The 24,747-nt window shown below is 40.1% G+C and carries 30 protein-coding genes, 1 pseudogene and 1 other annotated feature; of the genes and pseudogenes, 9 read left to right on the plus strand and 22 right to left on the minus strand.

Going from position 1 to position 24,747, the window contains the following annotated elements:
- Positions 1 to 79 precede the first annotated feature (79 nt).
- Positions 80 to 311 (plus strand) — a binding site (T-box leader).
- Positions 312 to 395: 84 nt separating this feature from the next.
- Positions 396 to 1,774: pseudogene (brnQ, locus tag DD627_RS02725) on the plus strand (branched-chain amino acid transport system II carrier protein).
- Positions 1,775 to 2,219: 445 nt separating this feature from the next.
- On the opposite strand, the gene rpsN reads toward brnQ, so the two are convergent.
- Complete coding sequence (rpsN, locus tag DD627_RS02730; protein WP_260267823.1) at positions 2,220 to 2,489, minus strand: 30S ribosomal protein S14; 270 nt, start codon at positions 2,487 to 2,489, stop codon at positions 2,220 to 2,222.
- Positions 2,490 to 2,612 (minus strand): putative metal homeostasis protein, encoded by a 123-nt coding sequence (locus DD627_RS02735; RefSeq protein ID WP_186806983.1) that lies wholly within the window; start codon positions 2,610 to 2,612, stop codon positions 2,490 to 2,492. It lies immediately after the preceding gene.
- A gap of 173 nt (positions 2,613 to 2,785) precedes the next feature.
- Between DD627_RS02735 and DD627_RS02740 the strand changes: the two genes are divergently transcribed.
- Both DD627_RS02740 and DD627_RS02745 read left to right on the plus strand, forming a co-directional pair.
- Positions 2,786 to 3,133, plus strand: a complete 348-nt coding sequence (locus DD627_RS02740; protein WP_057785021.1) for a PadR family transcriptional regulator — start codon at positions 2,786 to 2,788, stop codon at positions 3,131 to 3,133.
- A complete protein-coding gene (locus DD627_RS02745; protein ID WP_260274319.1) occupies positions 3,120 to 4,430 on the plus strand; it encodes a DUF4097 family beta strand repeat-containing protein in 1,311 nt (436 codons plus the stop codon). The genes DD627_RS02740 and DD627_RS02745 overlap by 14 nt, the downstream gene beginning before the upstream one ends.
- Before the next feature lie 89 nt (positions 4,431 to 4,519).
- Here DD627_RS02745 and recQ read toward each other — a convergent pair whose 3' ends face one another.
- Positions 4,520 to 6,304 carry a DNA helicase RecQ gene (gene recQ, locus DD627_RS02750; protein WP_260267826.1) on the minus strand — a complete coding sequence of 595 codons (1,785 nt, stop codon included), beginning with the start codon at positions 6,302 to 6,304 and terminating at the stop codon, positions 4,520 to 4,522.
- Between the two features lie 168 nt (positions 6,305 to 6,472).
- On the opposite strand from recQ, the gene DD627_RS02755 reads away from it, so the two are divergent.
- Positions 6,473 to 6,862: a coiled-coil domain-containing protein gene (locus tag DD627_RS02755; RefSeq protein WP_068805340.1), complete on the plus strand. Its 390-nt coding sequence runs from the start codon at positions 6,473 to 6,475 to the stop codon at positions 6,860 to 6,862.
- A gap of 15 nt (positions 6,863 to 6,877) precedes the next feature.
- Here DD627_RS02755 and DD627_RS02760 read toward each other — a convergent pair whose 3' ends face one another.
- From DD627_RS02760 to DD627_RS02785, 6 genes are all read right to left on the minus strand, one after another.
- Positions 6,878 to 7,450 carry a histidine phosphatase family protein gene (locus tag DD627_RS02760; protein ID WP_260274318.1) on the minus strand — a complete coding sequence of 191 codons (573 nt, stop codon included), beginning with the start codon at positions 7,448 to 7,450 and terminating at the stop codon, positions 6,878 to 6,880.
- Between the two features lie 115 nt (positions 7,451 to 7,565).
- Positions 7,566 to 8,807 carry an LPXTG cell wall anchor domain-containing protein gene (locus DD627_RS02765; RefSeq protein ID WP_068808557.1) on the minus strand — a complete coding sequence of 414 codons (1,242 nt, stop codon included), beginning with the start codon at positions 8,805 to 8,807 and terminating at the stop codon, positions 7,566 to 7,568.
- A gap of 89 nt (positions 8,808 to 8,896) precedes the next feature.
- Positions 8,897 to 9,139 (minus strand): hypothetical protein, encoded by a 243-nt coding sequence (locus tag DD627_RS02770; protein ID WP_057784603.1) that lies wholly within the window; start codon positions 9,137 to 9,139, stop codon positions 8,897 to 8,899.
- 225 nt (positions 9,140 to 9,364) lie between these two features.
- A complete protein-coding gene (locus DD627_RS02775) occupies positions 9,365 to 9,961 on the minus strand; it encodes a hypothetical protein (RefSeq protein ID WP_057784602.1) in 597 nt (198 codons plus the stop codon).
- Positions 9,962 to 10,137: 176 nt separating this feature from the next.
- Positions 10,138 to 10,452, minus strand: a complete 315-nt coding sequence (locus DD627_RS02780) for a nucleoside triphosphate pyrophosphohydrolase family protein (protein WP_260267828.1) — start codon at positions 10,450 to 10,452, stop codon at positions 10,138 to 10,140.
- A gap of 80 nt (positions 10,453 to 10,532) precedes the next feature.
- The gene (locus DD627_RS02785) at positions 10,533 to 11,123 is read right to left on the minus strand and encodes a peptidylprolyl isomerase (RefSeq protein ID WP_068808552.1); all 591 of its coding nucleotides are present in this window, start codon (positions 11,121 to 11,123) and stop codon (positions 10,533 to 10,535) included.
- Between the two features lie 200 nt (positions 11,124 to 11,323).
- Here DD627_RS02785 and DD627_RS02790 point away from each other — a divergent pair, with 200 nt between their 5' ends.
- Positions 11,324 to 12,289 carry an alpha/beta fold hydrolase gene (locus DD627_RS02790; RefSeq protein ID WP_260274316.1) on the plus strand — a complete coding sequence of 322 codons (966 nt, stop codon included), beginning with the start codon at positions 11,324 to 11,326 and terminating at the stop codon, positions 12,287 to 12,289.
- Between the two features lie 271 nt (positions 12,290 to 12,560).
- On the opposite strand, the gene DD627_RS02795 is transcribed toward DD627_RS02790, so the two are convergent.
- The 5 genes from DD627_RS02795 to DD627_RS02815 all read right to left on the minus strand — a co-directional run bounded on the left by DD627_RS02795 (position 12,561) and on the right by DD627_RS02815 (position 15,701).
- Complete coding sequence (locus tag DD627_RS02795) at positions 12,561 to 12,743, minus strand: type II toxin-antitoxin system YoeB family toxin (protein ID WP_311317461.1); 183 nt, start codon at positions 12,741 to 12,743, stop codon at positions 12,561 to 12,563.
- Positions 12,744 to 12,814: 71 nt separating this feature from the next.
- The gene (locus DD627_RS02800; RefSeq protein WP_068808550.1) at positions 12,815 to 13,069 is read right to left on the minus strand and encodes a type II toxin-antitoxin system RelB/DinJ family antitoxin; all 255 of its coding nucleotides are present in this window, start codon (positions 13,067 to 13,069) and stop codon (positions 12,815 to 12,817) included.
- Positions 13,070 to 13,266: 197 nt separating this feature from the next.
- Complete coding sequence (locus DD627_RS02805; protein ID WP_057784596.1) at positions 13,267 to 13,824, minus strand: NADPH-dependent FMN reductase; 558 nt, start codon at positions 13,822 to 13,824, stop codon at positions 13,267 to 13,269.
- Between the two features lie 99 nt (positions 13,825 to 13,923).
- A complete protein-coding gene (locus DD627_RS02810) occupies positions 13,924 to 14,595 on the minus strand; it encodes an ABC transporter ATP-binding protein (RefSeq protein ID WP_260274314.1) in 672 nt (223 codons plus the stop codon).
- Positions 14,596 to 14,597: 2 nt separating this feature from the next.
- Positions 14,598 to 15,701 carry an ABC transporter permease gene (locus DD627_RS02815; protein WP_260274313.1) on the minus strand — a complete coding sequence of 368 codons (1,104 nt, stop codon included), beginning with the start codon at positions 15,699 to 15,701 and terminating at the stop codon, positions 14,598 to 14,600.
- 124 nt (positions 15,702 to 15,825) lie between these two features.
- Between DD627_RS02815 and DD627_RS02820 the strand changes: the two genes are divergently transcribed.
- Positions 15,826 to 16,419 (plus strand): TetR/AcrR family transcriptional regulator, encoded by a 594-nt coding sequence (locus tag DD627_RS02820; RefSeq protein ID WP_260274312.1) that lies wholly within the window; start codon positions 15,826 to 15,828, stop codon positions 16,417 to 16,419.
- A gap of 7 nt (positions 16,420 to 16,426) precedes the next feature.
- Positions 16,427 to 17,095, plus strand: coding sequence for an HAD family hydrolase (locus DD627_RS02825; protein ID WP_260274311.1), 669 nt, complete (start codon positions 16,427 to 16,429; stop codon positions 17,093 to 17,095).
- Between the two features lie 44 nt (positions 17,096 to 17,139).
- Here the strand turns inward: DD627_RS02825 and DD627_RS02830 are convergent, their stop codons facing one another.
- Positions 17,140 to 17,973, minus strand: a complete 834-nt coding sequence (locus DD627_RS02830) for an SDR family NAD(P)-dependent oxidoreductase (RefSeq protein WP_260274310.1) — start codon at positions 17,971 to 17,973, stop codon at positions 17,140 to 17,142.
- A gap of 172 nt (positions 17,974 to 18,145) precedes the next feature.
- Here DD627_RS02830 and DD627_RS02835 point away from each other — a divergent pair, with 172 nt between their 5' ends.
- Positions 18,146 to 18,571 (plus strand): hypothetical protein, encoded by a 426-nt coding sequence (locus DD627_RS02835; protein ID WP_260274307.1) that lies wholly within the window; start codon positions 18,146 to 18,148, stop codon positions 18,569 to 18,571.
- A gap of 43 nt (positions 18,572 to 18,614) precedes the next feature.
- Here the strand turns inward: DD627_RS02835 and DD627_RS02840 are convergent, their stop codons facing one another.
- The 7 genes from DD627_RS02840 to DD627_RS02870 form a co-directional block, all read right to left on the minus strand.
- Entirely contained in the window at positions 18,615 to 18,995 is a 381-nt protein-coding gene (locus DD627_RS02840; RefSeq protein ID WP_057784589.1) for an iron chaperone, read from the minus strand.
- Between the two features lie 87 nt (positions 18,996 to 19,082).
- Positions 19,083 to 19,481: a VOC family protein gene (locus tag DD627_RS02845; protein WP_057784588.1), complete on the minus strand. Its 399-nt coding sequence runs from the start codon at positions 19,479 to 19,481 to the stop codon at positions 19,083 to 19,085.
- 125 nt (positions 19,482 to 19,606) lie between these two features.
- Positions 19,607 to 19,864 (minus strand): DUF1905 domain-containing protein, encoded by a 258-nt coding sequence (locus DD627_RS02850; RefSeq protein WP_057784587.1) that lies wholly within the window; start codon positions 19,862 to 19,864, stop codon positions 19,607 to 19,609.
- A 125-nt stretch (positions 19,865 to 19,989) separates the two neighbouring features.
- The gene (locus tag DD627_RS02855; RefSeq protein ID WP_260267836.1) at positions 19,990 to 20,973 is read right to left on the minus strand and encodes an alcohol dehydrogenase catalytic domain-containing protein; all 984 of its coding nucleotides are present in this window, start codon (positions 20,971 to 20,973) and stop codon (positions 19,990 to 19,992) included.
- Between the two features lie 237 nt (positions 20,974 to 21,210).
- Positions 21,211 to 22,071 (minus strand): ribosome small subunit-dependent GTPase A, encoded by an 861-nt coding sequence (gene rsgA, locus DD627_RS02860; RefSeq protein ID WP_260274306.1) that lies wholly within the window; start codon positions 22,069 to 22,071, stop codon positions 21,211 to 21,213.
- On the minus strand, positions 22,047 to 22,283 hold the full coding sequence (locus tag DD627_RS02865) for a hypothetical protein (protein WP_260274305.1): 237 nt from the start codon (positions 22,281 to 22,283) through the stop codon (positions 22,047 to 22,049). The genes rsgA and DD627_RS02865 overlap by 25 nt, the downstream gene beginning before the upstream one ends.
- Positions 22,284 to 22,468: 185 nt before the next feature.
- Positions 22,469 to 23,650, minus strand: coding sequence for a hypothetical protein (locus tag DD627_RS02870; RefSeq protein WP_260274303.1), 1,182 nt, complete (start codon positions 23,648 to 23,650; stop codon positions 22,469 to 22,471).
- Positions 23,651 to 23,829: 179 nt separating this feature from the next.
- Between DD627_RS02870 and DD627_RS02875 the strand changes: the two genes are divergently transcribed.
- The gene (locus tag DD627_RS02875) at positions 23,830 to 24,735 is read left to right on the plus strand and encodes an FAD-dependent oxidoreductase (RefSeq protein WP_260274302.1); all 906 of its coding nucleotides are present in this window, start codon (positions 23,830 to 23,832) and stop codon (positions 24,733 to 24,735) included.
- The last annotated feature ends 12 nt before the right edge of the window (positions 24,736 to 24,747 follow it).

Consider the following 24,747-nt stretch of genomic DNA (forward strand, 5'->3'; position numbering starts at 1 on the left):
CATTTCAATAGATTTTCAAATTGGCCTTGACAGAAGTTGTTTATTAGAGTAAATTAAGCCCATATTATAAATCAATGAGAAAAAAGCTGTGAAAAGAAAGTATGGAAATTATCCATTGCAAAGCGAGCGTCGTTTGGTGAAAGGACGTCAAAGGATTTTTCCAGAACATCATCTTTGAGCGATGCCTACGAAATTTGAGTAAGCATTGGGTGCTCCCATTACAGAGCTAGAGTATGATTGCGTACTCGAAAAGGCAGAATCAGTGATGGTTCTGTAAACAAAGGTGGTAACACGTTTATAACGTCCTTGTCAGAATAATTATTCTGATGAGGACGTTTTTATTTTCTTTTAGTTTTTTCTCATAAGATTTAAATCTTATGAAGGAGTGACATTTTATGGAAGAAAGAAAATTAACGAAAAAAGACTATGTGGTGGTAAGTTCTATGCTATTTGCTTTATTTTTTGGGGCAGGAAATTTAATTTTTCCGCTTCATTTAGGCCAGTTGGCTGGTGCGAACTGGTTACCTGCCGCACTTGGTTTCTTAGTAACCGGGGTCTTGTTACCACTTTTATCAGTTCTAGCAATCAGTATTACCCATTCAGAAGGCGTTTACGACGTAGGTAAACCTTTAGGCCCTGTATTTGCCTTAGTTTTCATGGTTTTAATTCATGGCACAATCGGTCCTTTATTGGAACCCCACGGACTGCCACTGTTTCTTACACAGTTGGCGTTGCTCCACTCGTGCCAGCCCATTTGCAGACTTTAGGATTAGTTGTTTTCTCCGCCGTTTTCTTTGCACTTGCTTATTTTCTTTCAGTAGAACAAAGCAAAATTGTTTCCAATGTCGGTAAATTACTAAACCCAGTCTTCTTAGTTTTACTTGTCTTTGTCTTCTTCTTAGGCTTCAGCCGTCCGCTCGGCTCAACTGCTAGCCAAGCTGTCACAACCGCCTATAAAACCGGTGCTTTCACAAACGGATTTTTGCAAGGCTACAACACGATGGATGCTTTAGCGGGCTTGGCTTTTGGGGTAACTGTGGTCACGGCCGTCAAATTCATGGGTAAGAAAAATGCGAACAGCATCGCCTTTGTCACTGCCCGCGCCGGTCTTTTCTCCATGGGGTTTGAAGCGATCATCTACTTAGCTTTAATTTTGTTAGGTGCAATGTCGCTTGGTAAATTTGCCGTTAGCGCCAATGGTGGCGTTGCTTTTGATCAAATTGTTAACCACTACTTAGGTGTCGTCGGTCAATCAATCTTAGCCGCCTTAATCACTTTAACTTGTTTAACGACTGCCATTGGGTTGGTTGCCGCATTTGCTCAAGATTTTCACAAACATTTTCCAAAGATCAGCTACAAAACTTGGTTGGCCTTCACCAGTGCCGCATCGTTTTTAACTGCTAACTTAGGTTTGAATCAAATCATTGCTTGGTCAACACCTGTTTTGATGTTCTTGTATCCCTTGGCCATGGCTTTGATCTTACTTTCCGTCTTTTCACCACTGTTCCATCGCGACCCGGTTGTTTATAAGTTCGTTGTTACTTTTACCGTTGTCCCAGCATTATTTGACATGATGGCTGCCTTTCCTCCAGTTGTCAGCCAAAGCGGTCTTGGAAAAGCAATGGCTAGTTTTCAACAATCCTATCTTCCCTTTGCTCAATACGGTATGGACTGGGTAGTTCCTGCTTTAGTTGGCATGGTTCTCGGCGTTGGTTGTTACCTTGTCAAACGCCATGTTAGTCTCGGTAAAGTTCCTGAACAAAATCAACAATAAGTTTTTCCCCTTTAGGTAAAACAAAACACGCATTCTCAATGTTTTGATCCAGCGTTCTGGATCTACTGGACATTGGGAATGCGTGTTTTTTTGGTACGTTCTTATTTTTAATACTGGACGTTATCCTCTTATACCAAACCACTATTGCTTATTACTTGCTTCTTAAACCATTCTGACATTCTCTTTACCCTTTTAACACCAAACTTTTTTTCTGAAACGTGCTCCAAAAAGCAGACTCTTCCGCTGCCATAATTCTTGCGGTCTGTTTTTCGGCCACAAGAATGGTCAACGTCCGGAGCAAAAAAACTTATTAGCGCTTTGAGCTAATAAGCAACCTCAATAGCGGAGTAGTTAGCCCAACACCAGGGATCGTCCACTCAACCCATGGACAATCCCTGGTGTTATGCTAATGCTCACAGTCTAATCGTCTTTTTCCGCACTTTTTTTACCAGCTTGCCTTTCTTACTCCTGGAATCTGGCCTTCATGCGCCAATTTTCTAAAATTCAATCTCGACAACCCGAATTTTCTCAAATACGCATGCGGTCTCCCATCCAAATGATCCCTTCTATGCATTCTTGTTGGTGACGCATTTCTTGGTAACTTACTTAATCCCTCATAATCATGATTCTTCTTCAACTGCTCGCGCACTTTCGCATACCGCGCCACCGTTGCCTCAATTCTTTGTTCCTTCATAATCTTTGATTTCTTTGCCATCTAACTATTTCCCTTCCTTTGCTTTTTTGCTGCCTTGATTGTCCGGAGCGCAGACTTCCTTGTCTTCAAACTCGGACTCTTCAATCGTCGATAAGCTGTCGCCAAATCCATTGTTTTTGTCATATTTACTTGCTCCTTTTTCTTAATAGTAACGATTACTATTTATACCACATTTCATCCATTTAGCCAATCATTTTGTATTTTTACTATTTTGCACATATTACTTTGACACACACACAGTAATATGTGATACATTTTAGACAATCAAAAAAGTTACAAAGGAGGTCCACCAATTTATGCAAATTTCTAAGGATTTAATTCGGGGTAACACTGACACCATTGTCCTTAATCTGCTCAGTCAGCAAGATAGCTACGGTTATCAAGTTGCCAAACAAATTAAATATTTGAGCGATGACGCCTATGAAATTAACGAAGCTACTCTCTACACCGTTTTCCGTCGGCTTGAAAAGCATCAAGACATTGAAAGTTATTGGGGCGATGAAACTCAAGGTGCCCGCCGCAAATACTACCGAATTACTGATAGCGGCCAACAGTTGCTCACCGAGAATGTACAACAATGGGATTTTTCAAAAACGATTATTGAAAAACTAATTAAAGGAAGTATCGACTATGACAAACATTGAAACAAAGGTCCGCACAAAATTAGATCAATTATTTATGAACTATACCCCTTCCACAGAACTCACCGAACTCAAAGAAGAGCTTGTTTCCGACCTCACCGAAGCTACCAACGATAATGTCGCGGATGGTATGGACGAAGATAAGGCCATTCAAGCGGTGTTTGATCGTCTAGGGAACCTTGATGAACTCGTTCAAGAAATTACCAACGAACACAATGCTGATGAAGATGAAGGTCACTCACACGAGGGTCACAATCGCAATAGTGTTCACATTGGCAACTTAGATATTGAAGATGGTAAAGTTCGACTGGGCAACCAAACTTTGGCGGACGGCGATAAAGTTGAAATTGGCAAACTTCTCAAAGTAGATGGCGACAATGTAGATATTGGCGATGGTTTTATCAAAGTGACTGACGGTGATGTCACGATTAATGGCAAAACGCCTTCCAAGGTATATATGGAATCCTTGCCACTCGTAAATTCGCAGGCTTTTCCGATCCAAGACTTGACGAACATCGCTATTAACTACAAAAGTGCCTCACTCACAATTAAACAAACTGATGGCGATCAATTGATTGTGAATGAATACATGAGTCGTAATAATGATCGCTACTATTTACGAAGCAACGTCACTGATCACGAACTCACAATCCGTCAGGGTGATCAGCCCCTACTCTGGCATTTAAATATTAAAGTAGAGATCTTAGTGCCATCAACCTACACCAAAACTTTAAACGCGGACACAAAAGATGGGCGAATTCGCGTTCAAGACCTGAAAAATGAGCAGCTCAATTTAAATGTGGTTTCTCATTCTGGGAGTACACGTGCCGAAACAGTCAAAGTTTCCCAGCTTAATATGGAAGCTTTCTCTGGATCAATTCATGGCGAAAACATTCAGGCCACTAAACTAGCTAGTCTTTCACATAGCGGTTCCGTTTCGTTTGATTCGGTTAATGGTTTAATGAATCTTAAATCTAACAGTGGTTCAATCCGTGTGACCCACGGAAATGGTTCCGGAAATTTTCGTACGCACAGTGGTTCTGTCAAGCTTAACTTTGACCATCTTAATGGTGATGTGGCAGCCAATACGCATAGTGGTGCCGTCAAACTGACATTGCCAAACTCTGAAATCTTCAATTTCGAATTAGAGACAAAAAGTGGCCGTGCAAAGGTTGACGGAAATGTCGTTTTTGAACATAGTGGTAATTCTTATCAAACGGGACATGTCGGTGATCGTCCACAATATAAGGTCACTGGTAATACCAATTCTGGTAGTGCTAAATTGACCCTTGAAGATTAAAAAAACAAGTTGAGGAAGATTTCCTCAACTTTTTTTTATTTTTTATAGCCGAAACGCGTTCAAAACTCATGTTCCTTTGAGCTGCCGATTTACTTTTCTGTCGCTTTTTCTAACACGTCACTATCACTCTGCAAAACATCAATAAATTGGCGACCATATTTTTCAAGTTTTTGGCTACCAACACCCTTAACCTCAGCCATTTCACTAAGTGTTTGGGGCATCAACTCACACATGGAACGCAATGTTTTATCAGAGAAAATCACAAACGGTGGCACACCTTGAGCTTCCGCCAATGAACGCCGTAACATCCGTAACTTTGTAAATAATTCACTGTCTTCCAAGATATTAGTTTTAACCGGTGCTGCCATCTTTCTAAATACCTGTTCTTTGCCCTGTAGCACGCGAACACCAGCCGGCGCAATTGACAATACCGGAAACTGGCCGTTCGACGCTTGAAGGTACCCTGAAGCAGCTAAGAAGTCAATTAATTCTGTCAGCTGTTTTTGAGCTTTATTTTTCAGCAAACCATAAGTACTTAGTTCATCAAAGTGGAATTGTTTAATCCGTTGATTTTTTGATCCCGCTAATACTTGGGCAATCAAGACCTTCCCAAAATTTTCATGCATTCGCTTCACACATGACAGTACTTTTTGTGCTTCTACCGTAATGTCTTGTGAATCGCGCTCATCCAAACAGTTACTACACTTGCCACAAACAGGCCCATCTTCGCCAAAGTAATTCAAGATATACTGCTGCAAACACTGTTGGGTATTTGCATACTGGGTCATATCCTGTAGCTTCTGGTATTCACGCCGTTTGTTGACATCGTCCATTTCTGACTGGTCAATGAAAAAGTGCTGAATCTGGACATCATGGAGTTTGAATAATAAAATCACATCACTGGGTAAGCCATCACGCCCTGCCCGGCCAGCTTCTTGATAGTAAGCTTCCAAACTGCCAGGCACCTGCGCATGAATCACAAAACGAACGTTGCTCTTATCAATTCCCATGCCAAATGCATTGGTTGCCACCATCACTTGTTTTCGATCGTACAAAAAATCTTCTTGATTTTGGCGGCGATCATTCTCCGCCATCCCACCGTGATACATTGTGACACTAACTTTGCGTTTCTTCAGCAATTTCGTTAGTCGTTCTACTTCTTTACGTGTGCTGGCATAAATGATTCCTGCCGCTGCTTTGTTGGCTTTCAAATAATCCAATAAAAACTGGTCACTATTTTGATCCTTGATTACTTGAAAAGACAAGTTGTCTCGCGCAAAATCAGTTTTCACTTCATGATCGGCCTCAATATGTAATCGATGCTTGATATCTTGGGCAACCTTAGGCGTCGCTGTGGCCGTCAGTGCCACCGTAACTGGATGAGTGGGTAATTGACCGAGTGTGTCGGTTAAACGCAGATAGCTGGGCCGAAAATCATGTCCCCACTGTGAAATACAATGCGCTTCATCAACTGCAACTAACGCAATATCCAATTCTTGTAATTGAGCTAAAAAATAACTTGAATCCAATCGTTCGGGCGCAATATATAGGAGTTTCACCTGACCATCGGCGGCCAATTTAAAACGCCGGTTCATTTCCATGTTATCTAAACTACTATTAATAAACGTCGCTGGAATTCCGTTTTCGTTTAAGGCATCTACTTGGTCCTTCATCAGAGCAATCAAAGGAGAGATCACCAAAGTTAGGCCATCAAATAGCATTGCCGGAATTTGGTAGCAAAGCGATTTCCCACCACCAGTGGGCATGATAGCCAAAACGTTTTGATCATTTAAAATATCATTGATGACCTGTTTTTGACCGTCACGAAATGAATCATAGCCAAACTTTTCTTTTAAAATTGTTTCTGGTGTCATACTTTGCCATTCCTTCTCTAAGATCTACCTATCTATCTTAACGGAAATCGAGCTAAAATGAAATGCTGGGCATAACTTTAGTAATTTTCTATTCCAAACGTGACGGAAATCGTGCAAAGAGTTATGATATGTGTACTTACATTAACATTTGAAAAGAGGCTGAATCCCATGTCTGAAGCAGAAACTTCAAAAAAAATTGAAGAATTATCAAAACAAAAAGAAGCTCTAGAAGCTGAAATCATTAAAAATAACCAGATTATTAAAAACCTGTATTCGCGCTTCGAAGTTCTAACCCGCCAAGAAACTGATCTGTCTAAAAAAATTACTCGTTCTACAAAAGAATATGATCAAGCCAATGCCGATTTAGAAGCTAAAAAGCTTGAGTTACAAAATAAAAACTTGGATCCCCAACAATATATTCATTTACAACAGAAAGTTGCTTCATTGAACGCTGACAAACAAGCGCTTTTGAAAGATTACCAAGAGTTGCGTGACCGTTCTTTAGGCCAACGAATCAGTAACAAACTACCAGAGCGTCACTATCACCCTGAAGATTAATACGTATTTTTTGGTCTAGTTTATGTTTTGAATCACTTCTTCTAGCTTAAATTTTTCATTATCATAAGTGAATTTCAAAATTCCACAATTGGTGAAACGCTGACTCAAGACTTCTTCTGGATTTTCCCAGGTTGCTAAAAAGTTAACACAGGCACCCGCATGCGAAACAGCTAAGACGTTTTGATGATCATTTTTTTGCATAATGCTCGTGAGGGTTTTAACCATTCTTTGCGTGACTTGACCGGTTGATTCACCACCATAAGCCACAAAGAATGTGTTGTAAGCTTCATGCGACTTTGGATTTAAAGCTTCACTTTCGGCTTCAAAGGCACCAAAGTTCATTTCCCGTAAGTCTTTTAACCGTGTGTATGGCATTGTGTGCTTAGTCACAATTTCAAGTGTGTCAGAGGCTCGTTCTGAGGTAGAACAATAAGCGTGATCTAAGTTAATATCGTTAAAATAGTTACTAGCATTTTGGGCCTGTTGAATTCCTTTTGGGGTTAACGGTGAATCACACCAGCCTTGAATCTTTTTACGAACGTTAAATACCGTTTCCCCATGGCGCATTAAATATAATGTTTTCGTCATCGTTGTACCTCACTTCATTATTCGATAGTTATTTCCATAAGTTTACTATAGCATTTTATGTACAAAAAAAGCCGATCATTTCTGATCGACTTTTTTGATATTTGATAAGTTTTAATTAGAATTGACGTTTGCGACGTGTGCCGGCTAAGCCGAACAATGCGCCCATTGCACCTAACAAACCAAGAACAGCAACTTGACTGTTTGCTTCGTTTGTTTGTGGCAATGTAGTTGCAGCAGCTGCTTTAGGAGCAGCTTTGCCTGAAGCAGATGTTGATGAAGCAACAACACCACTCTTAGTACTTGCAACGTTAGAGCCAGTGTTTGAACCACCCTTTGTGCTTGTTGGAGCTACAGTAACACCCTTCTTACCAGGTACTGCTGGAACAAAGTCAGTGTGTTCTTTCACACCACCGTTACCTTTAGATTCGCCAGCCTTAGCAACAGCTAAGTTTGCTTCTGCATCAGATAAAGCTTTGTCAGCTGCAGCCAATTTAGCTTCAGCAGCAAGGTTTTCTTTAGCAGTTGTAACTGCAGCAGCAGCAGCATCAGCGTTTGCTTGAGCATCACCGTATACCTTAACGGCATCGTTGTATGTGTTCAAAGCATCTTGTGCTTTAGCTTTAGCAGCAGCTTCTTTAGCTTGTGCAGCAGCAAGGTCTTTGTTAACAATAGTTTCTGTGTTGTTAGCATTGTTCCATGCAACTTCAGCAGCTGTTACAGCATCATTTGCTTTTGTCAATGCAGTAGCAGTGACATTAACATTCTCGCTAGCCTTATTCTGTGCCTCTTTTGAGAGCTTCAATGCTTTTTCATCAGAAGCAAGTTGATCATAAGCTGTCTGTTGGCCCTGTTGAGCAGAAGTCAAGCCCTTTGTAGCTTCGTCAAGAAGCGCAGAATCAGCAGTTTGCTCTGCTTGAGCATTTAAATATGCTTTCTTTTGAGCATTAAGAATTGCAGCAGTAAGAACGATAGCAGGCTTGTTGTTAGGATTCTTAAGTGCATTATTATATGCTGTAGAAGCTTCTGTATATGCTACTTCTTTAGCATTAACTTGTGCTTCTGCAGCACTTGAAGCACCAACTGCAGTACTATATTTAACTTCAGCATCATTTAATGCAGTATTTGCATCAGATAAAACTGCATTATCTTTTGCATAATTCTTTTCGTTAGCTGTAACTTCAGCATTGACATTAGATAAACTAGTAGCAGCACTGTTTGCGTTTTCTGAAGCTGAGTTCTGTGCAGCTTTAGCTTCAGTATATTGACTTGATGCAGCTGATAAGTTTGCAGCATCTGCAACTGATTCAGCTTTAACATTAGCTGTTTCGTTTGCAGCTGAAGCAGCAGCTGAAGTCAACGGATCAGCAGCTTTCTTTGCATCGTCAACAGTTGTCTTAGCGTCTGAAGCTGTCTTAGCAGAATCAGATGCAGCTGATGTAGCTGATGTTACAGCTGATGAAGCATCAGAAACACCTTGTTGTGCAGCACCCTTGTCAGATGCAGCTGATGTAACCTTGTCTTGTGCAGCTGAAACAGTTGATGCACTTGATTGTGCACTCTAGTTGATGCAGCATTTGCAGGTGCTGTTGTATCAGCATGTACATTTGTTGCAGTTGCAGTACCTAAGCTCAATGCAGCAATTGCGGCGCCAGCATATAATACTGACTTAAATGTATTCTTCTTTGTCATATGAAACCCCTCCTGAAAATAATTAACTTATATTGTGTCCGTAGATCAATCACATAATTACAACGTTATGTACTAATAATTAACCTGCTTCCACCTTGCAGTGGACCTCATTACTTAAGACAATTCAATACTTTTTTGGCTATAATTAATGCTTCAATAAGCCAAAACGGCGGTTTTAATCGTTTTCATTGATTTTTTCATTAACACTGTTACTAAATTGTAATATTAATAGAGTAAATCAAACTTACCTTTTAGGTTAACCTCGAAGTCATGAATCTGAACTAACTTGCCATTCTCAGTCTTGTAAGCCCCGACTTCATAGACCTTTTGGTTAGAAACAGTGCTCGTTTTAGACTTAATAAAGCTGTACTTTTCAACATCTTGTTCCGTACCATTTTTAGCGTAGTAATTTTTGACAATTTCTGTTGCCTTTTCGCCAGTCATTGCATGGCTCTTTTTTTCAGAAGAAGCCTTCTTTTCTTTTTCAGCTTTTTCTGCTTTCTTAACCTTCGCAACTGATTCGGATTCAGAATTTCCAAAAATCTTGGTTTTTAAACCCTCTACCGCTTTGCCTGTCCGTGAAACTAAATTACCTGATGCCATACTACTATGCGGTGCGAATTTTCCATAACCAATATCACCAGCCAGCACCAAAATTAAAATAATTAAAATAACTCGAGTACGTTTGATCACTCGTTCCAATCCATTGACTGCATGACGCGCAACTTTTTGACGTGCATATTTCGAATAAGCTAAATAGAATATAAATAGAACGATCAGTATCAGGGCGCCTAATCCCCATGCAATTACCTTGTAATTCATATCACACTACCTCCACCGTATCGATAACAGAGTCAATTATATCAGTTATATAACCATAATAAACTTATTTTCTGATTATTTATCTGATTTTTACTCCTGCATTCAATTAAACCCGTTACAGTTCTATGTTTCCATAAAAAAAGAAATGGTTTCTGCCATCCCTTCGATAGTTCATCTTAACTTTTCAAATGCTTTTCACGGTCTCCTAAAAAATTATCTAAGCTCTTTTCCAAATCAACCTGATTTTCTTCAGCCAGACTACTTAACCACCACATACACTCCGCAATTTTTGCATCAAGTTTGTAGTTTTGATCCGAATCAGGCCAACTACCTTGATTGTCCATCACCAGTCTGCCAACCAAACCGGCATCGCTTAAAAATGCTAAAGCATCTTGTTCGGACGTCCATGGCTTTCCGTCCTGTTTCATTTCTAAAGCGTGATAGGCATCCCGAATCTTGGTTGAACGCTGAATTAATTCCCTGATTTCCATTTTAATTTGACCTCTTTCTATTCTATTAAAATCAAAAAAACGTAATGTTAGAGTTTCTCCAAGCATTACGTTAGTTTCATTTATTTTTGTTCTTCAATCACGATAGTCTTGATCGTCACATCTTTATCAGGCTTATCTTGCATATCACGGGCAACATTGCTGATCTCTTCAACAACGTCCATTCCTGTTTCCACTTGACCGAAAACAGTATGACGGTGGTCTAACCATGGTGTGCCACCCTGTTTGTAAGCTTCAATCACTTCGCTTGGATAACCAGCTTGTGCCATGCTTCCAAGCATGTCTGCTTGTACATGCTCATTTGAAACGATGAAGAACTGACTACCATTAGTGTTAGGGCCGGCATTAGCCATTGAAAGAGCGCCCTTCATATTAAAGACTTCATTAGAAAATTCATCCTCAAATTCATGTCCAAAACTGCTCTGACCACCAGCACCAGTTCCAGTAGGATCGCCACCCTGAATCATGAAATCAGGAATCACGCGATGAAAAATAATGCCGTCATAGTAACCTTGTTGAGCTAATGCAACAAAGTTTTCAACTGCTTTGGGTGCTTGCTCTGGGAAAAGTTGAACTACAATATCACCATGATTTGTTTGAATTGTTGCTTTAGGTCCCTTTGCGTTTTGTAAATCAAGTTGTGGATATGCCATGTTTGATCTCCTCATTTATTAGTTTTATTTTCAAATAATCTGCATCTATTAACGATAGCTAACTATATCGATTTGAATATTTGTTGTCAATCAGAACGCTACGCCAAATTTTAGTAATCGGATTCATTTTCATTGCAAAGTTTCCACCACCTTTTTAAGCTAAGGGTAAACATATCTTCTATATAAATGGAGGTGATATTTTGGCACTATTTTTACACAACGTAGAAAATTCTAATCCTTCAGGAATTTCTTACCAAGGTTATGTACAACTGAATGGCATTCAACAGTGGATCACAATTCTTGGTCAATCCAAAACTAATCCTGTTTTATTAATCATTCACGGGGGCCCTGCTTCAACGTATTCAATGTTTACTAAGGCTACTCAGCTTTTTTCCACAGAATTCACAGTGGTTCATTGGGATCAACGTGGTGCTGGAAAAACTTATCGCAAGCAACCGGCTGTCCCCAAAAATTTACAAACGTTAGTAGACGATGGCATTCTGCTCACCAAAAAAATTAAAGAAATACTTCCAAATGTCCCTGTTATATTACTGGGTAGCTCAATTGGCAGCATCATTGCAAACTTGATGGTGCAACAAGCCGAGCCTTTGTACGCAGCTTATATAGGAACCGAACAGATGACCAGCAAGTCGCATCAGTATGCTTTTAACCAAGCATTGTTTGAAACAGGAAACCATGTTTTAAGTAAAAACTGGTTACAGAAGTTTCCTTTTGATGCGCAGTCGTGGTCGGCAAAACAAATTAGTGAATTTAATATCTTTTCAGCATTGCAAAAAACGGATGTGGCAAATATGGTAACTAATTTGTTCATCCCTAATATTTTGCGGTGTCCTCATTATGGTGTTCGAGATTATATGGCATTTTGCAAAGGAATGCTTGCCTCATATCGCAGTTTGCATGTGGAACTGGACACTTTTGATTATGACCGTCTTTTAACAAAGATAACGATCCCGTTTTATGTTTTCCAGGGAGAGCACGATCCGATAACGCCAATGCAAGCCACAAGAATGTATTTTGAGCGAGTGCAGGCACCGGAAAAGAGAATGATTGAGGTGCCAGGAGCTGGCCATTTGTGTATGTTCGCAAAACCGGGGTACTTTTTAGAAAAAGTGAGTGGATTGCGGCGTTTAGTTCTAACTATATAAAGGCGCCGTCAGGGGGATGAAGTCCCACGTTAGGCGGATTTATATAGTTAGAGCTGCCGCAAGGAACTGTCCTAGAAAGAGTGAGTGGATTGCGGTGCTTAGTTCTAACTATATAAAGGTGCCGTCAGGGGGATGAAGTCCCACGCTAGGCGGATTTATATAGTTAGAACTGCCGCAAGGAACTGTCCTAAAAAAGTGAGTGCATTGAGACGATTAGTAAAAGGATCTCCATTGCCGTAAAAATCTACAAATGAAAAAGCGGACAGCATGGCTATCCGTTGTAATGATTTTTACACTCAGCTATATACAAAATATTGTCTTTTATTTTATAAACTAACCGATTCTTCTTGTCTAATTTTTTGCTATACCAACCTGAATAATTAGATTTTAGTATTTCTGATTTACCAAGTCCTTTAGAACCATGTCTTTCAATATCTTTAATTAAGCTATTAATCTTTTTTTAAAGCCTTTTTATCTTCTGTTTGCCATTTTACGTAATCGTTCCATGCATCTCCATACCATGATTTAATCATCGATCAACTCATGGCTGGTTCCACCATTTTCTTCCATATCCTTAATTACCTTAGCAAGATATTCCTGATTTGCTCGACTATAGAATGGATCATTTGTAATTTCAAATGGAAAGCGTTGTTCTTTTACTAAAGTTTTTGCAAAAATCGTAAACGCCGTTGTGATAGTCATTCCCATATCGTCTAATGTTTTTTCCGTATCTTTTTTTAGATTTTCGTCGACACGAATACTAATTGTACTCTTTGCCATATTCCTGATCCCCCTTCATCACTATATAAGTAGTATATCAAGTTTTGAATCGTTTGTATACAAATATGCACACAATGTATTCGCTTTTGATAATTTTGATGTAATCTTTTCAACTTTACGCACATGTTTCGGTATAAACACAAAATTGGCAGCCTCAAACCAATTTTCTGGTTTGACGACTGCCAATTCAATATTTTTTAGTCTTTAAATCGATTAATTAAGTCAACAAATGTATCCATTGCACTTTGTAAGAAGCCGATCGTTCCCTTGTTTGTAATCTTCAAGTTATCATCTAAGATATTTGTCACATTACCCAAGTAAACTTCTGGTTGTTGTACAACTGGCATGTTCAAGAAAACCAATGATTGACGCAAGTGATGGTTTGCGCCAAATCCACTAATAGCACCTGGCGAAACACTCAAGATAATGGCTGGTTTCTTGTCCCAAACGCTAGCCCCATAAGGACGTGAACCCACATCAATCGCATTCTTTAAGACGCCGGGTACAGAACGGTTATATTCAGGAGTTGCAAAGATCACTGCATCAACACTTTGCATGTCTTCACGGAACTTCTTCCAGCTTTCAGGAACTTGGTTTTCATCATCTAAATCTTGATTGTAAAGATCTAGGTCACCGATATTAATATTTTTAACGGTATAATCCTCAGGCAATAATGCAGCTGCTTGTTCTGCAACGGCTTTGGTATATGAACCCTTACGTAAACTTCCTACAATTAATCCAACTGTTGTTGACATAAAAATTCCTCTTTTCTTATTTACTATTAGTAAGTATAACGGACCGAAATCAAAAAAACCAATATTTGTTCTCGTTTTTATGAAAAAATTTAAAGCCATTTACTCTGCTAACGAAAGGCGGCCATCTTCAATTTGATAAACTTGGTCACTCCACTTCGTCATTCGCTCATCATGCGTCACCATGATAATGGCTTTGTTTTGGTCATGTGCTTCCCGCGCCAAAATCTTCACAACTTCAAACGCGTGTTTGGAATCTAAACTGGCAGTCGGTTCATCCGCCAAAATCACACTGGGATCGTTACACAAAGCTCGGGCAATTGCCACCCGTTGCCGTTCACCACCTGATAATTCTTTAGGATATTTCGCCTTCAAATTCTCAATATCAAGCGACTTAAGCAACATATCCACTCGTTCTTGCAAGGATTTTTTAGCAAGTTTTTCCACCAAGGCAAATTGCTCGCTCACCTTTAAAAACGGAATTAAATTGGAACTTTGTAAAATAAAGCCTAATTGATCAAACCGAATTTGGGTTCGTTCTTTCTCATTTAATTTGCTGATATCGGTGTGGTTAATCAAAATTTCTCCGAAAGTTTGCCGTTGTAAACCGCCTGCAATGGTCAAAAAAGTGCTTTTCCCAGATCCAGAAGGACCCACAATACTCACAAACTGACCGGCATTAATCGAGAAATTCACATCCGTTAGCGCATCAAACTCGGTGTGGCCCGTCCCAAACTTTTTTTGAATGTTTGTCATTTCTAAAACTGCATCCATATCTATTCGCCTCCAATCGCATTAATCGGATCAACCTTAGTGACCGTTCGAATGGAGAATAGCCCACCAACTATCGAGACTAGAATAAGAATCAAGCCGTCAGAAAGCCACTGCATCCCATCAATGGTAAACGGCATTGCTTCTGGAAGAATCAAACTTGTCAGATATCCCAAAATAAATGCAAGGATCACGCCAGCCGCCCCAACAATGAAGGACTGACTCACAATTGTGCCCACCAAGTAACGAGTTCGCACACCTTGGGCCTTCAAAACACCAAACAAAACGGTTTTCTGCAATGTCATCACATACAGAAAAATGCCCACGATGGCCGCCACTACGATAAACAGAAAATCGATCATCGTATTAAGTGTAATTTTTTCAGCCGAAAATCCAGGCAAATTCTGAATTAATGTCGCAGTACTCATTTTAGCGACCTTTGTATCCGAAGTGCCGGTAGTGACGGTCACTTGTTTCGGTGTTTTATGCTTAATCGCAATTAAACTAATTGGTTTTTGCGAAGCACTACTAAATGGTTGCGACCCGTATTTCAACGTGGTAAACGCATCCAAATTGAGATAAATTACGGGTTCCACACTATACGTTGTGGCTTTGGTAATGCCGACAATCTTAAACTTGTGGGTCATGCTAGCAAGTTTGATTTGATCGCCAATATGATAGCCCTCATCACTTAAGTTTTTTGAAATAATTATTTCGTGAGCATTTTGATACAATCGCCCTTTTATAATTTTTGGGACCACAAAGCTCCTCTTTTGAGCCCCAAAAATGGCCACGTTAGTTTTGGTTTTACTGCCACTCTTTTGAGCAGCCGTTGCAAATAGTCCCACTGCCGCCTTATTCGTGTTTGCCGTTTTCGCGCGGTTAAGATCGGCACGTTTCAATACCGAAGCACTTGCCACCTTGTTACTATCTGCAGACAGCACAATCGTACTTGAGCCCCAATCTGAAATTGCTTTTTTGTTGCCGTTTGCCAAGCCACTTGCCAGTCCTGACAACATAAAAACCACATAGGCCACCAGAATCATAATGCCAATAATCAGCGCATACCGCAGTTTGGCGTATCGCATTTCTTTCCATGCTAAAAACATGAATCAAGTCCCCTTCCAGTTTTTACTTACAAAAATAACTATAGTGCACCGGTGACATTTTGTCACCATTAAATTTAAATTATGCTATAATTTCAGTAAACAAGTTCATGAAGGGAGCCAGAGGATGCCCCAAAAAACATTTAATAATCTCCCTGATAACCGTCAGGAAGCAATTCGCCAAATTTTACTCACTGTTTTTACAGACCAACCTGTCAGTCAGGTCAAAGTGAGCCAAATCGTGACGGCATTAGGTATGTCACGCGGTATTTTTTACAAATATTTTGAAGATTTGCAAGATGCCTACCATTATTTAATTACTTATTATGCGAGTACAATTCACGGGACAATTATTCAAGCTATTATGAAACATCAGGACCACTTCTTTGAAGGAATCGAAACTTTTCTTCTCGCTAGTGTCACCTTAGAAAAAGGAAGCTCTGCGCAACGCCAAATTCAGTTACTCACCCAAAACAGTGCCCTATTTTCTCATCGCCTCCCAGAAACTCATGGTTTTGAAGCTTGGAAAACGATTTTAAGTGCCAATGATTTCCAGATTGAATCTGATGAAGAGGCCAAAAGCTTTTTATACTTTGTCATGCATTTGGTAATCGAAACGCTGATCGATGCTTCTGTAAATGACTGGACCCCAGAACAACTAGTCACCGACTACCGATATAAAGTTAAATGGTTACTAAATGGTTTAAATGAAGGGAAGTGACTGAAAGTTGTTAAATCATAAAAGCAACATCTTTTTTGACATGGACGGTCTCCTGCTAGATACCGAAAAATTATATTTTGAAACCCGCAGAGACGTGCTCGAAAACTACGGCATCCCCTTCACAAAAGAGGATCACGTCGCCTACATCGCCAAAGGATTTCCCGTCACCATCCAAAAACTAACCAAACTTGTTGGCAGTGCAGATTTAGGAAAACGCGTTTTTGACGAAGCTATGAGCCTATATAATCGGCGACTTCAACAGGGTGAAGTTCAGGTCAAAAAAGGTGCCATTGAACTCTTAAAATTTTTGAACCAAACGCATAAAAGATGTTACGTGACTTCTTCGGCCGCCAAAGACACTATCATACAAACAACTAAGATCACTAAAATTGACCAGTACTTTACTGACTTTATTAGTGGTGATGAAGTTCCGCATAATAAACCAGCTCCCGACGTTTACTTGTATGCGTTACAAAGAACCCACGCTGACAAAACAGGGACGGTCGTTTTTGAAGATTCTACCAGCGGTGTCCTCTCAGCAGTCAATGCCGGTTTAGATGTCGTATTGGTACCAGATTGGATCAAGCCTCAGCCAACTATTCAAGAGAAGGCGGTCGCCGTTTTGCCAACTCTTGCAGATGCTATTCCACTTTTAAAAAAAGCGCGAACCAATTAAATGCTTTGGTTCGCGCTCACTTTCATGATACTAAATGATTCTATCTATTTTCGATCTGCCGATAAAGACAACTCATGACGGGACTTAATTTCTGTCTCTAAGTTAGTCAAGTCCTTTAACCCGGCCTCATATGCAAACTCGCCAAGTGGTAAATGCTTTGGCAAATCTTTGCCAGCACTAACTTGGTCAAAAATAATCTTGGCAATCATCGCTGGATCTCCAGGTGCGTCCGTGACAGATTGGTCAGTCGTTTCAACGGATTCTTTGAACTTAGCGTAGTCACCAATTGTTGGGACGACTTTCTTAGAAGAACTTCCAGACCAGTTTGTCCGGGCGCCACTTGGCTCAACCGTAAAGACCTTGATTCCTAAATCAGCAACCTCTTGACGTAAAGTATCAGAATAACCTTCAACAGCGTATTTTGTAGCACTGTAATAACCCATTGTGGGTAAGGTTGTTAACGCCAATGCTGAAGAAATGTTCACAATTGTTCCACTCTTCTGTTTCCGGAAATTAGGTAAAAGTGCTTCAGTCATGTTTGCTAGGCCAAAGAAATTCACTTCAAACATATGACGAACTTGCGCCATATCACTTTCTTCAATCGTTGAGAAATAACCAATGCCAGCATTATTCACTAAAACATCAATGTTACCGAACCGCTGAAGTGCTTGTTTTGCAGCAGCTTTAATTTGGTCAGCATCCACAACATCTACTAACACTTTTTCAATCTGTCCATGATCATAGGCATCAAGATAGTCTAAATCTGCTAGCTTTCGTGCCGCCGCAACGAGATTAGTCCCGGTAGCCTGCGCAACAATCTTTGCAAGCTCTTTTCCAAATCCACTTGAAGTTCCTGTAATCATCCATGTTTTTGCCATAATTTAAATCTCCTGAGTTTCTTATTTTTATCAAAAATTTGACACCTAGTCATTCTAGCCAAGCAACAAACAGAGAGCAAACATTTTAACTCGGGCTAAAATTATTTCTAATGATTTTCCGATTAATTTGCGCTATGCTTTCTTTAGAAAAAAATTTGCTGGAGAGATTAAGATGAAAACCTTTCGTTATATCACTCGTATGATTACTCAAACCGTCTTTACAGTCCTACTCATCTATTTTTTTAGCGCAGATAATAATTTTAAATATCATTTCACAATCAATTGGTTCATGATCTGGTTAGTGGTTTCTTGGTTTTGTCAATTTTATTTAATGCGCTTTTCTAAACTATTAGTTGGACCAGATCTTTCTGTGCAACAACTCGGTGCAAAGAATCGCTTAGCTGATTATAAGTACAATCATCAAAGAGACAAATGGGGTGCTGTTAATGCTGATACGACGGACGACGCTCTTAACTCTTCAGAAAGTGACTCCGATAGTCTCTATTTCAGTATTATGATTCACTTAATTTACAGTCTTTTAGGCCCATTAATCTTTATCATCGTATTTAGTTTTCATTGGTACAGAAATACTCACTAATCAAAAAATACATCCACAACATGAGGCTGTGGATGTATTTTTATTAACGTTTTGCAGGCCGCCAAAACGTCTCAATGGCCGCTTTATCATGAATGTTAAATTCAATCATTTGCTTCAATAGTTCATAATTAAACGGTTGGTCCCAAGGCATCCGGACAATACCTTTTGTATGATCAATATTAGCTGCTTTAAGATCATCTTCAAAATGACTGATTCCTGCCTCTTCTGGTGTAAAGGCCAGATGTTTTTTTGAAACACTGAACCCGATAATAAAGGTTCCATGATCTGTAAACATGGGTTGATTCCAAGCAATTCGTTTTTCAAGCTGTGGAAAAGTATCGCTAACCCACTGCAAAACTTCGCGCACACGGGATTGGTGATCAGAATTATCAATCGTGTCAATAAATTCTGTAAAAGTTTCCATAATCCTAGCTCCTTGTTTTCAGTTTGCTGTAAGTATACCGTAAATTTCGGCTAGCTTCTAGCAAACATAACCACATTAACTTGCAAGTTACATAGCCATCCATGCCGCCGATAAAATATTGCCATCCGGATCTTTTACTTCTAGTTCATACATCTGTTCTTCAGACATTCCTAATTCCACGTGATAAAAATCACCGCCATTTTCCTTCGCAGTTTGAGCAAATTTTTTCACTTCTTCAATACTATCCATGCTGAACGCCGTCATTGACCCACTGACTGCCTGTGTATCGGCAACTAACTGGCCACGTAAAAATTGTTGATAGAACTCATGCGTCAACAACATAACCCAAATATTGTCATCCCACATCATTCCGGTTCCGTTTGCATCAGAAAAATCTTCATTCTTTTTAAATCCCAGCGCTTCGTAAAACTTGATTGATCGTTGCATGTCAGTTACGGGCAAATTCACAAATATCATCTTGTTCATAGTAATTCCTCCTAATGGTATTTCGTCGTTTCAAACCACAATCTTATGCTGACAATAAGTTTATTTCTTACGCCTATTATGACATGAGCTCATTTCTGAAGCAAACGACCTGCCTCTAGTCCTACTTAAATTATCACACTCACTGTCAGATGTACTTTATCACCAACGGATTTAGAAATCTTTTGCCGAATATCTTTACGAATTCCCAAAATATAACCAATCGAACCATCTACATTTTTGATACCCATATTGACGATGCTCCCGTCATAGGCTTCGCCGTCAAACGTCGCATGAACTTTTAGACGTCCTTTGCCAAATAACTCGCGAATATCATAAGGAAAAATCACATAGGTGCCACCTTTTCCCACTTCCGAACTATAAATTCACTGTCAACCTCAAATTTTTTTGTAGTCGTCTTATACCTCTATATGCATCACAAAAACTTGTTTTCTAGACAATATTTTGTTATTAACCTACGGCCTCGTACGGACTAAAAATATTAGAGATATTACATAAACTTGGCCACAATTTTCCCTGTAACTTTGTGATCCTTTATCATTTGTAATCCTTTTGGGATGTCGCGATAGGAAATTTCCTGATTAATTAATGGATCCAACTTTTCTTTCACTACTAATTCGCCCAACTGAGTTGCCATAACAGCCAAGTCATGCCTTTGTTGGGTATTATGGCTTTGATGAGCGCCACCCAAATTAACGCTAAAAACGCCTAAACCTAATTTGGCATAATCGGTAGTTAAGTTTGGTTGCCCATCGATAGCTATAAGTGCGCCATTATACGCTAATCGTTTTAGGTCCTGAGTGGCTGCCTCGGCACCAATTGTGTTAATAATTAGATCTACCCCCAGCCCATTTGTCAATCTTTGAATCTGCTCAGTAACATTTTGAGTTCGATAATCAATAATTGCATCCGGATGCAGGTGTGCAACAAAATCTTTTTTTTGCTTTGAAACCGTTGTAAATACTCTTAGTCCTGCTATTTTTGCCAACTGAATTGCGATACCACCCACACCTCCTGCTCCCGCATGAATTAATACTGTGTGTCGATTTTCTAAATTGGCCTTTCTAAAGATGGCTTGATAAGCGGTCATTGCACTACATAACAAAGCTGCCGCTTGTGGATAAGTTAATTTATCTGGCATTTTGGCCACTACGTCACTTTTAACAGTGCCAAATTCCGCAAAACCACCGGACTCCGTCAAATCCCCATGATAAAAAACACGATCTCCCTTTTTAAATTTATCTACTTGTTTCCCAATTTCAACGACCTCACCCGCGACATCTAAACCCAAAATATGGGGGTAGAGCCAGCTGCCAGGCTGATGTTCGATTAACTTGTAATCAACTGGATTCAATCCCACATCATGAACTCGCACAAGCAATTCTTTTTCATGAGGTTGCGGCCTCGCCACTTCAAGCAACTGTAACTGATCAATCTCTGTAAATTTAGAACTTTTAATAACCCAAGCTTTCATAGTCTTCACTCCTCAAGTTCAATCAATAATGTATATAAGGTTAGATTAACAATTCTAATAACCATGTACAAACATTTAAAATTCAAATTTACTGCCTTGCTACTACAGTTTTATCATCAAACGTCGCACGAATTTTTTTAAACAATTCACGACTATCACATGCATTATACGGAATTCGATCGACGTTAAAAAAAGTTCCGCAGAAAAGTACTTTTCCACGAAACTTCATTAGTTTAATTAACGGCGATTCTTTCTTCTTGCCTTAATGATAGCTTTCATTTGTTTTTTACTTCCAAACATTCGCTCCACTTTAGCATTTTCACGAGCTTTCCCGCGCAAATTTTGATTAGTTGTGGCCTCATTTAAAAGCGCACGATAATTATCCAACCGATCTTCACTCAACGAACCGGCTTGGATAGCTGCTTGAACGGCACATCCTGGTTCTTGTGTGTGTGTACAGTCATTAAACCGACACTGCTGAGCCAACTGTTTAATATCATCAAAAGTTGCGTCAAAGTTGCCATTTAGCAACGAGAGTTCTCGCATTCCTGGTGTATCAATCACGAGTCCACCCTCAGGTAGCACCAGCAATTCGCGACCAGTTGTCGTATGACGACCATGGGCATCACTACCTCGCACCGCTTGCGTTGCACCCACATTTCGTCCCATCAACTGATTAATTAAAGTGGTTTTGCCCACGCCTGATGATCCAATAAAGGCGACCGTCTTACCTGGTTGCACATAGTCAGTAATTTTTCGCCAACTCTCATCAGTTGCGGAACAAAAGACCACATTGTCCCCTGCTGCCATTTCAGCAACGTCGGCAATCTGTTGGTCCAAATTCGAAGCCAAATCTGCTTTCGTTAAAACAACCACCGGTGTGGCCCCACTGTCCCAAGCAACAACTAAATAACGTTCCAGCCGTTTTAAATTATAATTGGCATCCAGGGCCATGCAAATAAAAATCGTATCAACATTCGCTGCCACAATTTGTGCGGTTGTTTTGCGGCCCGCTGCCTTCCGAAAAAACAGACTACGTCGCAGCATGACACGTTCAATCACAGCAGTATCCGCTACTGATCCCAGGGTTCGAAGCAAGATCCAGTCCCGACTGCCGGATAATCTTGAGCATCAATGGCTACGTTGTTCAACCGCCCTGAAACTGATGCCTGCCGTGAGCCTTGCTCAGTCATCACATCGTATAGAGTCCGATTTTGACCAGTTATCCGGCCTAAAGCAAGTCCCGAATTGGTTGCTTGTTCCTCAAGAGCTGAGGTTAATCCAAAAGCTTTTAATTGTGTTTTACTCAATAAATTGTATTCCTCCGTAAAATCATGGAGGTTTAGATAAGTCTAGGCTATCCGTACCTCCGCCGCATGACTATAAGTAATTACAATTGCCATAAAACATCATCTCATTTCTTAATTTAGTGCTGTCATTATATCATATCAGGGGTTGGTTTCCCTGAGAAAATTGAAACTGGCAACAGAACCCATCACTCATTTTTAATCGTAATTTTTCCGTTACTTACCGTTGCCGTTTTAATCGTTGTATTTTGTTGAAGCGAAATTTTGGTCAACCGATCCATGTTATCCACAAGGCCAATTGTGTACGAATTATTCCCCATGGCCGTCATCGTTTCCGCAATCTGAGTGCCACCCTGACCATCTAATTCATTAAATATTTGCAACACTTTTTCTGGTAAATCAGTGGTGGTCGGATCTGCCGTTAGTTTGGTATAACGTTGGAACGAGCCTTCGCCAATTCTGACAAGGGTCTTTTTGTTCAAGACTAAATACGTGTACGTCTTATCGCTACCAGCAATAGTTGTCGCTCGTGGCATTGCATAACCAACTTTTAGCGCCTGAATTTGAGCATAATTAAAAGTAGCGCTACTATATAAATCGGCTGTGGTAATCTTACTCAAGTCCTGTAACTTTAGCCGGGTATAGGTGCTATGCACGCCAGTTTGACTGACTTGATAAATCCAATGCTTACGAACAATCAGTTGATCTGTCGTATCACTGTTTCCCCATCGTCCCGTTAGCGAACTGATATTCACATGCTTTTTAGGTGTTTGATACCCTTGATCGCTGAGAATATAGGCCCGATCGGTTGGAGAATTGGCCTGCGTTGCTGAATAAACATAAGAAAGTTGCAATCCATACAGCTTGTGATCACTCGCAATAAAACCAACACTCTGACCACCAGCAACCTTATTTGATTTCAAATAAACTAAATCACTATATTTGTGAATTCGAATCGATGCTTTTGCTTCCTTCAACGTATCGTTCAGTTGCTTAATCGTAAACAACTTCGTCTTATAATCACTACTAGTCGTCGCATTTTTAGTAATCATTTTCTTAATTGTCGCATAGTTGGTCTTTGTATACCCACTCGAAAACTGGCCGTTATGTGTCGTCCAAACTAAATTCGAACTCGCCGCACCCGTCAGCTTTTTCGTTTTCAGTGCCGTTAATTTACCTTTTCTGTCGACGTTTGACTGCATCAGTGCAGTTTCTCGCCAGATAGTTTCTTTGCGGTTTATAAGCTTTGCAGAACGTTGTTTGGCAGTTAAATGATTTTTATCTGCCGTTTGACTAGATTTATTGCCACAACCAACTAAGGTTACAGCAATGACCAAAATCCCGATAACTGAAAGTGCGGTTTTTTTCATATTTTCTCCTGTTTTCTAATTTATTCTGTGCGTATTAACGCCTTCATCATTATTACAGTTTTATGGTTCTTTGCATAGCCTCCCACAATTGTATCGTGAAAGAAAGCGTTTCAATTGCTTGTGTTTTGGGGAAGTGTTAATTTGAATCTACAATATAAATGATAGAGGAGCTGATCCACATGTTTGACGTTTTATTTATTGGCAGCGGGCAAGGTGCTTGGAATGGGGCAATTCCGATGAGCCAGGCCGGATTAAAAGTAGCCGTTATTGAAGAAGGCCTGTTTGGCGGCGTTTGTACTAATCGAGGCTGTAACGCAAAAATCACGTTGGATAAGCCTGTTGAATTAGTTCGAACTATTGAACAATTACAGGGTCGCGGCTTTGACAGCGTGCCAAAAATAAATTGGCCCGACTTGATGGCGCATAAACACGAAGTCATTGGCAAATTAGCCGAAAGCAACAAACAGAAATTAGTTGACGGTGGCGTTCAAGTCATTGTGGGACACGCTACCCTTGTGGATGCCAAAACGGTTAAAGTTGGCGACACCAATTATCACGCCCAAAAAATTGTATTAGCACTAGGTCAGCATCCCCATCGTTTGGATATTCCAGGAAAAGAATATCTGCATGACAGCACAGACTTCTTATCTTTACCTCAAATGCCAAAACAACTAACCATTATTGGCGCAGGTTATGTGGGGATGGAATTTGCATCCATTGCCAATGCCGTTGGTGCTTCTGTGAACGTGGTTGTAGACAGTCATCAACCGTTGCGGCACTTTTATCAGCCGTACGTCAAACGTTTGGTAGCAGATTTACGCCGTCGGGGAGTTAAATTTTTCTATGATCAACAAGTCGATGCAGTCGAGAAAACGGAAGCTGGGCTAGTTTTACACGGACCCAACCAATTTGAATTGGCCAGTGATTACATCGTTGACGCTAGCGGCCGTCTTCCTAATTTAACCGGAAGTGGCCTTGAAACGCTTGGCATTGCAACTAATGCCCATGGTATTGAAGTGGACGATCACCTGCAAACTAACGTGGCTGGTGTCTATGCAACGGGGGATGTGGTTGACTGGATTTAGGTCAAGAATCTG

The sequence above is a fragment of the Pediococcus sp. genome (assembly GCF_003533255.1).
Classification (GTDB): domain Bacteria; phylum Bacillota; class Bacilli; order Lactobacillales; family Lactobacillaceae; genus Pediococcus; species Pediococcus parvulus.

Coding starts and splice junctions, on each gene's coding strand:
- DD627_RS02785 (WP_068808552.1), bottom strand. CDS start 11,123: ATGGCATATCCACAACTTGATTTACAAAACGCAAAGGGACCTAAAGCA.
- DD627_RS02820 (WP_260274312.1), top strand. CDS start 15,826: ATGCCCCAAAAAACATTTAATAATCTCCCTGATAACCGTCAGGAAGCA.
- DD627_RS02800 (WP_068808550.1), bottom strand. CDS start 13,069: ATGGCAAAGAGTACAATTAGTATTCGTGTCGACGAAAATCTAAAAAAA.
- DD627_RS02770 (WP_057784603.1), bottom strand. CDS start 9,139: ATGACAAAGAAGAATACATTTAAGTCAGTATTATATGCTGGCGCCGCA.
- DD627_RS02830 (WP_260274310.1), bottom strand. CDS start 17,973: ATGGCAAAAACATGGATGATTACAGGAACTTCAAGTGGATTTGGAAAA.
- DD627_RS02870 (WP_260274303.1), bottom strand. CDS start 23,650: ATGAAAAAAACCGCACTTTCAGTTATCGGGATTTTGGTCATTGCTGTA.
- DD627_RS02845 (WP_057784588.1), bottom strand. CDS start 19,481: ATGAACAAGATGATATTTGTGAATTTGCCCGTAACTGACATGCAACGA.
- DD627_RS02855 (WP_260267836.1), bottom strand. CDS start 20,973: ATGAAAGCTTGGGTTATTAAAAGTTCTAAATTTACAGAGATTGATCAG.
- DD627_RS02835 (WP_260274307.1), top strand. CDS start 18,146: ATGAAAACCTTTCGTTATATCACTCGTATGATTACTCAAACCGTCTTT.
- DD627_RS02840 (WP_057784589.1), bottom strand. CDS start 18,995: ATGGAAACTTTTACAGAATTTATTGACACGATTGATAATTCTGATCAC.
- DD627_RS02735 (WP_186806983.1), bottom strand. CDS start 2,612: ATGACAAAAACAATGGATTTGGCGACAGCTTATCGACGATTGAAGAGT.
- DD627_RS02875 (WP_260274302.1), top strand. CDS start 23,830: ATGTTTGACGTTTTATTTATTGGCAGCGGGCAAGGTGCTTGGAATGGG.
- DD627_RS02775 (WP_057784602.1), bottom strand. CDS start 9,961: ATGAATTACAAGGTAATTGCATGGGGATTAGGCGCCCTGATACTGATC.
- DD627_RS02755 (WP_068805340.1), top strand. CDS start 6,473: ATGTCTGAAGCAGAAACTTCAAAAAAAATTGAAGAATTATCAAAACAA.
- DD627_RS02780 (WP_260267828.1), bottom strand. CDS start 10,452: ATGGAAATCAGGGAATTAATTCAGCGTTCAACCAAGATTCGGGATGCC.
- DD627_RS02815 (WP_260274313.1), bottom strand. CDS start 15,701: ATGTTTTTAGCATGGAAAGAAATGCGATACGCCAAACTGCGGTATGCG.
- DD627_RS02760 (WP_260274318.1), bottom strand. CDS start 7,450: ATGACGAAAACATTATATTTAATGCGCCATGGGGAAACGGTATTTAAC.
- DD627_RS02745 (WP_260274319.1), top strand. CDS start 3,120: ATGACAAACATTGAAACAAAGGTCCGCACAAAATTAGATCAATTATTT.
- recQ (WP_260267826.1), bottom strand. CDS start 6,304: ATGACACCAGAAACAATTTTAAAAGAAAAGTTTGGCTATGATTCATTT.
- rpsN (WP_260267823.1), bottom strand. CDS start 2,489: ATGGCAAAGAAATCAAAGATTATGAAGGAACAAAGAATTGAGGCAACG.
- DD627_RS02810 (WP_260274314.1), bottom strand. CDS start 14,595: ATGGATGCAGTTTTAGAAATGACAAACATTCAAAAAAAGTTTGGGACG.
- DD627_RS02740 (WP_057785021.1), top strand. CDS start 2,786: ATGCAAATTTCTAAGGATTTAATTCGGGGTAACACTGACACCATTGTC.
- DD627_RS02805 (WP_057784596.1), bottom strand. CDS start 13,824: ATGTCAACAACAGTTGGATTAATTGTAGGAAGTTTACGTAAGGGTTCA.